Source organism: Vreelandella lionensis (genome assembly GCF_002087295.1).
GTDB lineage: Bacteria > Pseudomonadota > Gammaproteobacteria > Pseudomonadales > Halomonadaceae > Vreelandella > Vreelandella lionensis.
In genome coordinates, this window is sequence record NZ_MWVI01000043.1 from 1 (window position 1) to 10,189 (window position 10,189).

7 protein-coding genes and 3 pseudogenes are annotated in these 10,189 nt (G+C 55.0%); 7 read left to right on the forward strand and 3 right to left on the reverse strand.

Translation table 11 applies throughout. The annotated features are described in order from the left end of the window. Positions 1 to 181 precede the first annotated feature (181 nt). The 3 genes and pseudogenes from B4967_RS05320 (at position 182) to B4967_RS05330 (ending at position 2,194) form a co-directional block, all read left to right on the forward strand. Positions 182 to 664 (forward strand): hypothetical protein, encoded by a 483-nt coding sequence (locus B4967_RS05320; protein ID WP_083024052.1) that lies wholly within the window; start codon positions 182 to 184, stop codon positions 662 to 664. Between the two features lie 140 nt (positions 665 to 804). Beyond that, a pseudogene (locus tag B4967_RS05325) lies at positions 805 to 1,163 on the forward strand (phage holin family protein); the annotation flags it as partial. Continuing rightward, a complete protein-coding gene (locus B4967_RS05330; RefSeq protein ID WP_083024053.1) occupies positions 1,160 to 2,194 on the forward strand; it encodes a DUF3618 domain-containing protein in 1,035 nt (344 codons plus the stop codon). The pseudogene B4967_RS05325 and the gene B4967_RS05330, both read left to right, overlap by 4 nt. Positions 2,195 to 2,263: 69 nt before the next feature. On the opposite strand, the gene B4967_RS05335 is transcribed toward B4967_RS05330, so the two are convergent. The 3 genes and pseudogenes from B4967_RS05335 to xseA form a co-directional block, all read right to left on the reverse strand. Further along, the gene (locus B4967_RS05335; RefSeq protein WP_083024056.1) at positions 2,264 to 3,541 is read right to left on the reverse strand and encodes a type II toxin-antitoxin system HipA family toxin; all 1,278 of its coding nucleotides are present in this window, start codon (positions 3,539 to 3,541) and stop codon (positions 2,264 to 2,266) included. 39 nt (positions 3,542 to 3,580) lie between these two features. Next, complete coding sequence (locus tag B4967_RS05340; protein ID WP_243470353.1) at positions 3,581 to 3,781, reverse strand: helix-turn-helix domain-containing protein; 201 nt, start codon at positions 3,779 to 3,781, stop codon at positions 3,581 to 3,583. A 134-nt stretch (positions 3,782 to 3,915) separates the two neighbouring features. Continuing rightward, positions 3,916 to 5,274: pseudogene (gene xseA / locus B4967_RS05345) on the reverse strand (exodeoxyribonuclease VII large subunit). A gap of 217 nt (positions 5,275 to 5,491) precedes the next feature. Here xseA and guaB point away from each other — a divergent pair. The 4 genes and pseudogenes from guaB to B4967_RS05360 all read left to right on the forward strand — a co-directional run bounded on the left by guaB (position 5,492) and on the right by B4967_RS05360 (position 10,143). Further along, complete coding sequence (guaB, locus tag B4967_RS05350) at positions 5,492 to 6,961, forward strand: IMP dehydrogenase (protein WP_083024058.1); 1,470 nt, start codon at positions 5,492 to 5,494, stop codon at positions 6,959 to 6,961. 89 nt (positions 6,962 to 7,050) lie between these two features. Further along, positions 7,051 to 8,627: pseudogene (guaA, locus tag B4967_RS05355) on the forward strand (glutamine-hydrolyzing GMP synthase). A gap of 307 nt (positions 8,628 to 8,934) precedes the next feature. Beyond that, positions 8,935 to 9,165, forward strand: a complete 231-nt coding sequence (locus B4967_RS17765; protein WP_139794415.1) for a hypothetical protein — start codon at positions 8,935 to 8,937, stop codon at positions 9,163 to 9,165. 45 nt (positions 9,166 to 9,210) lie between these two features. Then, complete coding sequence (locus tag B4967_RS05360; RefSeq protein ID WP_207953581.1) at positions 9,211 to 10,143, forward strand: hypothetical protein; 933 nt, start codon at positions 9,211 to 9,213, stop codon at positions 10,141 to 10,143. Positions 10,144 to 10,189 lie beyond the last annotated feature (46 nt).

Below are 10,189 nucleotides of genomic sequence, written 5' to 3' on the forward strand. Positions count from 1 at the left end.
AGTGTCAATCTATTTCAGGACTAGACATTATCGATAGAAGATTTTTTACGTATTCGTGAGTCTATTCTTAATGTTTATTGAAACAACTAAGGCTATTAGTTAATTCGGTGTTTTTAAATTGAAAGGGGCCGGATGCTCGCTATAGTTCTGGTTAGGTTTCACTGACACGGAGAACGTCACCATGAATGATCAAGGACCGCATCACGATACCACTGACCATCACACCGGCCATCACCACACTGACCACGAAACCCTGAAGCAAAAAGGTCAGCAAAGTGCTGATGAGCTGAAAGGTGCCGCCCGCGAACAGGCCGAAAGCGTATTTGAACGCCAACGTGAAAACGCCGCCAACCACACCCATACCCTAGGCACGGTCCTAAAGAACGCTGCCGATGAGTTTGACCGCCAGCAGCAACCCTTCTGTTCGGAACAGGCTAGAAAGCTCGCTGACCAAACCGAGCGCTTTTCTCAACGCATGCGGGATAAAGACCTGCACAGCCTCTGCCGTGCTGCTGAAGATTATGGCCGCCGCGAGCCTGCCATGTTTATTGGTGGTGCCATTGCCGCTGGTTTTTTAGTCACGCGCTTTTTGCGCAGTTCCCCCGATAAAGCACCTGTGCCTGCCGCGTCCTCTGAAGCTAGTGTTCCTGACCAAACGCTTTAATCAATCTCTTTAAGCAATCTCTTTAAACACGCGCTTACATCACTCTTCATGCAGGAAGCGGGAGATTAAGAATGGAATCAGATCGCCAAAAAAGCAGCTCAGTGGGCACGCTGCTATCCACGTTACTTAACGAAGTGACCGCCCTGGTGCGCGGCGAGGCGGCGCTCGCCAAAGCCGAAATGTCGGAAAAAACTCACCAAGCGATGGCGGGCGTAGGGGCCGTTGCCACGGCGGGGGCCGGGCTGGTTGCGGGTTTTTAACCCTGCTGGCAGCGCTGGTGATGCTGTTAAATGAGGGGCTGCCCCCTGAAACGCGGCCCTGGTTATCTGCCGTGGTAGTGGGTGCCGTGGTCACGCTGATTGGCGTGGTGATGCTCAAGGCTGGGCTGAAAAAAGTACGCGCCCAGGGGTTAATGCCTAGTCGCACTATGAACAGCCTGCGCGATGATCAAACGCTGGCGAAGCAGCATAAGCAGCACGTCAAGGAGGAGGTGAAATGAGCGAGCACGATCATTCACACAGCCAGGCACAGCGTGACCCGGACGAGATCGAAAAAGAGATTCATCAATCTCGTGAGCGGCTAGACGCCACGCTGCATCAAATCGAAGAGCGCTTTTCGCCAGAGCAGTGGCTGCACAGCACTTACGACTACCTGCGCCACGGCGGGGCCAATGAGTTTTTTGCCAATTTGGGCACTACGGTAAAGCAAAACCCGGTGCCGACGCTGCTCACTGGCGCAGGGCTTGGCTGGTTAATGCTCAGCCAGCGTCAACCGCAAAGCGGCCATGCCCATGGCAATACCCACGGCTATGCCACCGATGCACACGCCACGCCACCGCCTCCCGATGAAGTGATGTACCCGCAGCGTGCTAGTGCTGGGCAGCACGACCCGCGCAGCGATTCAAACGGCCATGGCCACGGCATCAAAGAGCGCGCCCGCCATATTGGTCATAGCACCAGAGGGGCCGCGCAGCAGTTCAGCGACAAAGCTCACCAAATGGGAGGTCGTATGCACGATTCCATGTCCCACGCCCAGCAGGGCACACATCACCGCGTCGATCACATGAAAGAGCGCGCCCATCACGCCAGCGACCGCTCCTCCGATTTTATTCAAGATCACCCGTTGGTGGTTGGCGCACTAGGGTTTGCCCTGGGGGCGGCGCTTGCCAGCATGAGCGCTATGACGCGCAAAGAGAATGAAACTCTGGGCGAGTACCGCAACCAAGCCATGGATCAAGCGACCAAAATGGGCGAGGCGGAAGTGGATAAAGCGCAGCACGCGATTCACGACAAAGCGGAATCGGTCAAACAGCACGCCCATGAGCAGCGCGAACAGGGGCATAAAGAGGATGATAACCCCACCCAGCATAACGAGCCGGGGTTAGCGGGTTCCAGCACGCCGTCAGGCAACACCCAGGGGGCAGGCACTAACACCGCCACCAGCGCTAACCCCACCAGCGCCAATCCCACCACCCCAGGGGCGAACACCACCACGCAAACCTCGGAAACGCGCAAGCCGCCGCTGCCATAGCGGTTACTCCCGCTCATTCTCCGTTCCTCTCACCACCCATGCCACGGCGCTACTTCTTGTAGCGCCGTTTTACTTCAACGTTGAGTCGGCTTTCCAACGACGAGCCATTTTTTGGCAATTAGAGGTAATACGCTGTGACAAGCGTTCAAGCATTACCTGCTCATTGCCAGGCTGTGTAACCTGTGAAAGGCACTGTACCGCGTTCGGTAAGTGAACGAGGGTTTCGTCTGCAAGCTGCAGTCCCAGGCGAAGGAAATAAGCAGGCTTGAAGCCGAGTGTTTTGGCGAGAGATTCCAGCTGCTGGCGCTTAATGCTACCGGGATGATCGACACCATCAACCTGAAAGGCAAAGCGCTTGGATAAACCGCTGTAAATCGTGGTACACATTAAATCGTAAAACGGGGCCAGCCTGACCCCGCCTGGGGTATACAGGATAGATAGGTTTTTCGCGTGGCTGTCGTTATTACCAATCAACAAGTTGTAAAAAAACCATCGAATAAAGCGTTGCAGATCACTGGCAGGCACGCCGACCTGCTGTAGGAGCTGTCGGCAAGTGAGTAAATTTGGCCCTACGTCATTTTCATATTTGAGCGTTGAAGGGGTACCTGCCAACTGGCAAAAATCTAGCTGATGGATGCGCTCTAATTGACAGTTTTTATGGTTCATTACGCGATCGTATCGCTTAATCAGGCAAGCGCGTGTATCTGGCTGGAAGGTAGTCTCGGCCACTTCTAACGAAAGTGCCGCCCCAAGCTGCATGCACAGCGTTTCATTCAGGGCAGAGCACCAAACACCGTTCAAACCTCTAATATCGGGTTTTAATAGATGGCTAGAAGGAGCGGCGCCCTTTGGGATAGCTGGGTTGCCATGTTCATCGACCATTAACAGCAGCTTATTCTGGGCGCCTGCTAACGAGATACGGGCATGGTGAACAAGCTGCTCGGAAAGCTCATTCTGCGCTCCGCTATATAAAAGTGTGTTGATGTTTTCCCAGCTGGTCGGGCGATAGCTAGTAGGTTGGGGCGTTTCCCCTTCCGAGAGCAATAGATAGCCGCTAGCGGTGTCGCCACCTACCGATTTTAATAGGCCAAATACCGTTGTCGTATGATGACTAAGCTCGATGTGGCGACGCAACTCTCCTTCAGGTAGTAAGTTCGCAAAGTACGCCAGTACATCATCTCCACTATGCACAGGCTTTGTTATTGGAAGGCGTGGTGAGAGCTGGCGTGCCTCAGGCGACGTTAGCCAGTTGTCGTCATACTGAAAGCGCAGGGGCTGCTCATTAAATAACCGCCCAACATGTTGGTTTTTCCAGTAAAGATCCAGAGCCTCTTTATCAGCGCTCATGCAGTTGCCCCTTACGCTGAACCACGACCTCTAAGCCCATCAAGTCGAGTGTTCGAGTACCTTCTGCAGTTGAAGCGTAGGCTTGCCGCGCTCTAGGTCGACAATAAAACGGTTACCGGTACCGGCAAGGCCTGCCACGTCGCTTTGCAGTAGCGCTTGGGATTGGCGCACCTGTTTTATCAGCGCGCCTAGTTCTTGTGAGGTGCGTACTAGGGTCGCAGGAGGAGTTGAAGTCGCCATTGCGAGTGCCTCTCGTAAATTACCGTTCGGTAAGAATAGCCGAAAGGCAATGACCTTGCTGGCAAAATATTCCCGAACGGTAATTTTTTGCTATCGCTGTATCTAAAGGCGTCTAATGATTACCGAGCGGTAATTCAGTGCTTCTTATAGCGCCGTTTTACTTCGACGTTGAGGCGGGCTTCGCCTAGGCGCAGTTTGAGCAGTTGGCCGGGCTGGGTGTCTTCGGCGCGGCGGATGACTTGGCCTTGGGCATCTTGGGCGATGGCGTAGCCGCGGCCGAGTACGGCCAGCGGGCTGACGGCGTTCAGCTCGCGGGCGGCGCTGTGCAGGCGTGCTTGCCGCACTTCTAACATGCGCTGCATGGCGCTGGCTAAACGGCGCTGTAGGCTGCTGATGCGCTCGCTTTCGGCGCGGTGCAGCCGTGCCATATCTTGGCTGGCCAGGCGTCGGGTGAGCTGGGCCGCTTGGGTTTTTTGCTGGGCGAGCGTTTGCTGCATGGCGCGGGTAAGGCGCTGCTGCAGCGTAGTGAGGTGCTGGCGCTGGCGGGCGAGCTGTTAGCCGGGGTGACGAAGGCGGGCGCGGAGGGTATCTAGCCGCTGGCTATCCCGCTCTAACCGCGCCTGCATGCTTCTGTACAAACGCTGCTCCGCTTGGGCGAGCTGGCGCTTTAAAGCGTGTTGGTCGGGCACTAGCCGTTCAGCGGCAGCGGACGGGGTAGGGGCGCGCATATCGGCGGCAAAATCCGCCAGGGTGACATCCACTTCGTGGCCCACTGCCGACATCACCGGCAGCCGGGAGTGAAAAATCGCCCGCGCCAGATGCTCGTTATTAAACGCCCAGAGATCTTCCAGGCTGCCGCCACCACGGGTGATTAGCACCACATCTTGCTCGGGGTCTAGCCGCGTCTGCCGGTTGAGTAAGCCCAGGGCCGAGATCATCGCCGGGGTGGCTTCCGCCCCCTGAACCGGTACGGGAATCAGCGTCACGTCCGCCAGCGGCCAGCGAGCGGCCAATACGGCCAGCACATCGCGAATGGCCGCACCGGTGGCGGAGCTTAAAATCAAAATCTTGCGCGGGGGAAAGGGCAGTGGGCGCGTATTGGCGAACACGCCTTCGCCTTCCAGCTGTGCTTTAAACCGCTCGAAGGCCCCCAGCAGCTCGCCAAGGCCAGCGGCCTGCACCGCCTCAGCAATAAGCTGATAATCGCCCCGTGGCTCGAACAGCGAGACCCGCCCGCGTAGCTTCACTTGGTCGCCATCGCGCATGGGGGCGGCGACAAAGCGCGCCCGCTGACGGAACAGCGCACAGCGGATCTGCGCGCGGTCGTCTTTTAAAGTGAAATAGATATGCCCCGAGGCCGGGCGGGAGACATTAGAAAGCTCGCCCTCTACCCACACTTCCCCCACATCGCGCTCCAGGGTTTGCTTGGCGCGCTGGTTCAGTTGGCTCACGGAGAGCGCTTTGGGAGTGGGTGATGTGCTTGTCGGTTCCATCGTTGGCCTTGGTGATCATTTCGTAGATGACACGATACCTCAAACGAGGTGCGTGAGCCTTGCCAGCGGCGCTTATTCCCGCAGGGCCTTGAGCGTCATTAGCAATTGGTATAAGTCTAACCGCGACTCTGCATTGCTGGGGCGGCCCTCAAAACGTTATAATAGGCGATTAACTTTTCACGCCCCATCTTCCCACTTCTCAATGGGTGTTGCCGCTATGCTACGTATGGCCCAAGAAGCGCTTACGTTCGATGACGTACTCCTCGTTCCCGGCTTCTCCGACGTTCTGCCAAAGGATGTCAGCCTCAAAACCCGCCTGGCCCGCAATCTCTTCCTGAATATTCCCCTGCTTTCCGCTGCAATGGACGCTGTAACTGAAGCGCGTCTAGCCATTGCGATGGCTCAGGAAGGCGGCATCGGCATCATCCATAAGAACATGACCATGGCGCAACAGGCCGCTGAAGTGCGCAAGGTGAAGAAGCACGAAAGCGTCATCGTCAAAGACCCGGTCACCGTTAGCCCCAAAGCCAAGCTGGAAGACCTGCTGGCCATGGCCCGCGAAAACGGCTTCTCCGGCTTCCCGGTGGTAGAAGGCGAAACTCTGGTAGGCATCGTGACCGAGCGCGACATGCGCTTCCAGCCGAACGTGGGCGACAGCGTTGCCGACATTATGACTCCCCGCGAGCGGCTGGTAACAGTGAAAGAAGGCACCGACCTTGAAACCAGCAAAGCCAAGATGCGCGAACACCGCATCGAGAAAATGCTGATTGTCGATGACGCCTTCCACCTGCGCGGCCTGGTGACTTTCCAAGACATCGAAAAAGCCCGCACCTACCCGATGGCCGCTAAAGATAGCGACGGCCGCCTGCTAGTAGGCGCAGCGGTAGGCACCGGCCCGGAAACTCCGGACCGCGTAGCGGCACTGGCCGAAGCCGGCGTTGACGTGATCATCGTCGATACCGCCCACGGCCACTCCCAGGGCGTGATTGACCGCGTTCGTTGGATCAAAGAGAACTTCCCCGAGATTCAAGTGATCGGCGGCAACATCGCCACCGCCGCCGCTGCCAAAGCGCTGGCGGAAGCAGGCGCAGATGCGGTGAAAGTAGGCATCGGCCCCGGCTCTATCTGCACCACCCGCATTGTGGCAGGCGTGGGCGTACCGCAAATCACCGCCGTTTCCAACGTGGCGGAAGCGCTGAAAGAGTTCGATATTCCGCTGATTGCCGATGGCGGCGTACGCTTCTCTGGCGACTTGGCGAAAGCCATTGCCGCTGGCGCAAGCGCCGTGATGGTGGGTGGCCTATTGGCCGGTACCGAAGAAGCGCCGGGTGAAGTGGAGCTTTACCAAGGCCGTACCTACAAAGCCTACCGCGGCATGGGTTCCATGGGCGCGATGTCCCAGAACCAAGGCAGCGCCGACCGCTACTTCCAAGACAAAGATGCCGGTGCCGAAAAACTGGTACCGGAAGGCATCGAAGGTCGCGTGCCCTATAAAGGCATGATGGGCGCCATCGTCCACCAGCTGATGGGCGGCCTGCGCGCCTCCATGGGTTACACCGGCTGCCGCGATATTCAAGAAATGCGCACCAAGCCGGAATTCGTACAAATCACCGGCGCTGGCTTTAACGAGTCCCACGTTCACGACGTGCAGATCACCAAAGAAGCCCCCAACTCCCGGGTGAGCTAACCAGCGCATTAAGTTACACGGCGGCGGGCATTGCCCCGCCGCTTGCTTTTTAGCCAATGCGGCCCGTTCCGCGTTATAGAGGCTCCGCCATGAGTGACATTCACGCCCATAAGATCCTGATTCTCGACTTCGGCTCCCAGTACACACAGCTGATCGCCCGCCGGGTTCGCGAAATCGGCGTATTCTCTGAAATCCGCGCCTTCGATATCACCGAAGAAGAGATTCGCGAATACAACCCCAACGGCATCATCCTGGCCGGTGGCCCGGAATCCGTCACCGAGCTGGATTCCCCCCGCGCCCCGCAGTGCGTGTTCGAGATGGGCCTGCCGGTGTTTGGTATCTGCTACGGCATGCAAACCATGGCCGAGCAGCTGGGCGGCAAGGTAGAAGGCTCTAACCAGCGTGAGTTTGGCTACGCCCAGATTCAAATCGACGCCGAGACCGCGCTGTTCAAAGACATCAAAGACCACGTAGACGCCGCTACCGGCAACGCGCTGCTGGATGTATGGATGAGCCACGGTGATAAAGTCGCCAAAGCCCCCGACACCTTCACCGTGACCGCCTCTACCCCGAGTGCCCGATTGCGGCCATGGCCTGGGAAGAGAAGCAGTTCTACGGCGTACAGTTCCACCCGGAAGTCACCCACACCCTACAAGGCCAGCGGATTCTTGAGCACTTCGTGCTGGATATCTGTAAAGCCGAAAAGCTGTGGACGCCCGCGCAAATCATCGAAGACCAAGTACAGCGCGTACGCGAGCAAGTGGGCGACCGCCACGTACTGCTGGGCCTTTCCGGCGGTGTCGACTCTTCTGTTGTGGCCGCGCTGCTGCACAAAGCGATTGGCGACCAGCTCACCTGCGTGTTCGTGGATAACGGCCTGCTGCGTAAGAACGAAGGCGACCAAGTGATGGAAACCTTCGCTAAGCACATGGGCGTGAAGGTGATTCGCGTAGACGCCGAAGAGCTGTTCCTCAGCAAGCTGGAAGGCGAGAAAGACCCGGAAGCCAAGCGCAAAATTATCGGCAACACCTTTATCGACGTGTTCGATGAAGAAGCCAGCAAGATTGAAGGCGTGGAGTTCCTGGCCCAGGGCACCATCTACCCGGACGTGATCGAATCTGCTGCCTCGAAAACCGGCAAAGCGCACGTGATCAAATCCCACCACAACGTGGGTGGCCTGCCGGAAACCATGAAGCTCAAGCTCGTCGAGCCGCTGCGCGAACTGTTCAAAGACGAAGTGCGCAAACTCGGCCTTGAACTCGGCCTGCCCTACGATATGGTCTACCGCCACCCGTTCCCTGGCCCCGGCCTGGGCGTGCGTATTCTCGGCGAAGTGAAGAAAGAGTACGCCGACATTCTGCGCGATGCGGATGCCATCTACATCGAAGAACTGCGCGCCGCTGGTTGGTACGAAAAAACCAGCCAAGCCTTCGCCGTGTTCTTGCCGGTGAAATCCGTAGGTGTAGTAGGCGACGGCCGCCGCTACGAATGGGTCATCGCGCTACGCGCCGTCGAAACCATCGACTTCATGACCGCCCGCTGGGCGCACCTGCCCTACGAGCTGCTGGAGAAGGTCTCCAACCGGATTATCAATGAGTTGGAAGGGGTGTCACGGGTGACTTATGATGTGAGTAGTAAGCCGCCTGCTACGATTGAGTGGGAGTGATTATACGTTAGGCACTAGCTGGTACTAACTAGCATTTAACGACACTTAAGCCCATGTTTTCATGGGCTTTTTTGTTTTTATGTCTGGCAGTGCTTGGCAACTGATGGCAGCGGGAAGCACCGCTTGAGCGTGGTATCCAAGGTGGTATTATCGAGACATGATGCCATGAGTGATAGTCGATACCATGATGCTTGATCCTGTATTTTCATGGTATTGAATTTATTTAAGCGACTGTTTTATTGAGCTTATAGCCTGATTTTTGGGTGGCCTTTTAGCATGGTACCGGAATCGAAGAAGGATAAGACTCTTGCTGACCGATACCAAGCTGCGCAACCACTGTTGCTTGGTAAGACCACAGCTCTTTGAGTTGTCGAGACGCTATGGCGTGCCTATGGCAGAAGTGACGGCCAGTATTGAGCAGATCTTCGATAACGCGATCAAGAATGGTATAGCTGTAGAGACCGAGAAGAAATCAAATATTGTGTTGTTGCTACTAGGTGCTGCGGCAATAGCTGTATTGGTGATTGCAAATAGATAGGCGTGTATAGCAAAGTTGAAAGATTAGAGGAGCCATGGGAAGGTTATGAATACTAACTCCGGAGATGGTGAACGCACTGCAATGCTGGGGTATGTTCCGCAGTATGAAATAGCAGCAGGCCTAATATATGAAGCTTTGCTCAATGGAAGCCTTGAATGGTTTCGAGTGGCCGATCCTGATGCGGGAAGCTTGGATGACATACTTATAGCAACTACTGGTAAGCTTGATGCGTATCAGGTGAAATGGGCGGAATACATTGAATCAATTAGTTATGCAGACTTTGTAAGAGATGGCTCTACAAAGCAGGGAGATGAAAAGCTTAGCCTTTTCAGGCAGCTTGCAGAAGGATGGAAACACTTAAATGAAAATTACAAAGAAAGAACTGTAACAGTTCATCTGCTTCACAAATTAGTACCTAGTTCAAACCCTAGCGCAAAGATTCCTTTAGGCGATACAGCCCCTCAACATGCTCACTTTCAATCTTTCTTAAAAGAATGTTGGTTTGATAGAAGATGGTGTGAAACTGGCCTTGATCAAGTAGCCGTATGTTGGAAAGAGGCACTGTTGGACCTAAAGAAACGGTCAAATTTTAATGATGAACAATTTTTGAATTTTATTCGTTGTTGTGAGCTTGAATTCAACTATAAGCGACCAGCTGATATCCCTATAACCAATCAGGGGCAAGCAAGAAAGCAAGAAGATATTGAAAAAATATATAACCTCCTGACGAAAATGGCGGGAGGTGAACGTCGAATTATTGAGCTTTCCAAAGATGATATGCTGGATCGATGGCGTGGAGTCATAGGTTTAAGCATAAATTTGTTCACGAATTTCCTATCGATCGAACCTATCAAGAAATTGAAGACACTGTTGGTTCTATATCTGATGTTTTATCACAAACCAACAGGGCTATATCGCATTGCTTGGAACTCCTGGGTCGGGAAAATCAACAACCCTTACTCATACTTTAAAGTATAAAGCAGGATATAAATTAGTTAGGGAAGGTCTGAATAACTGCCGATAT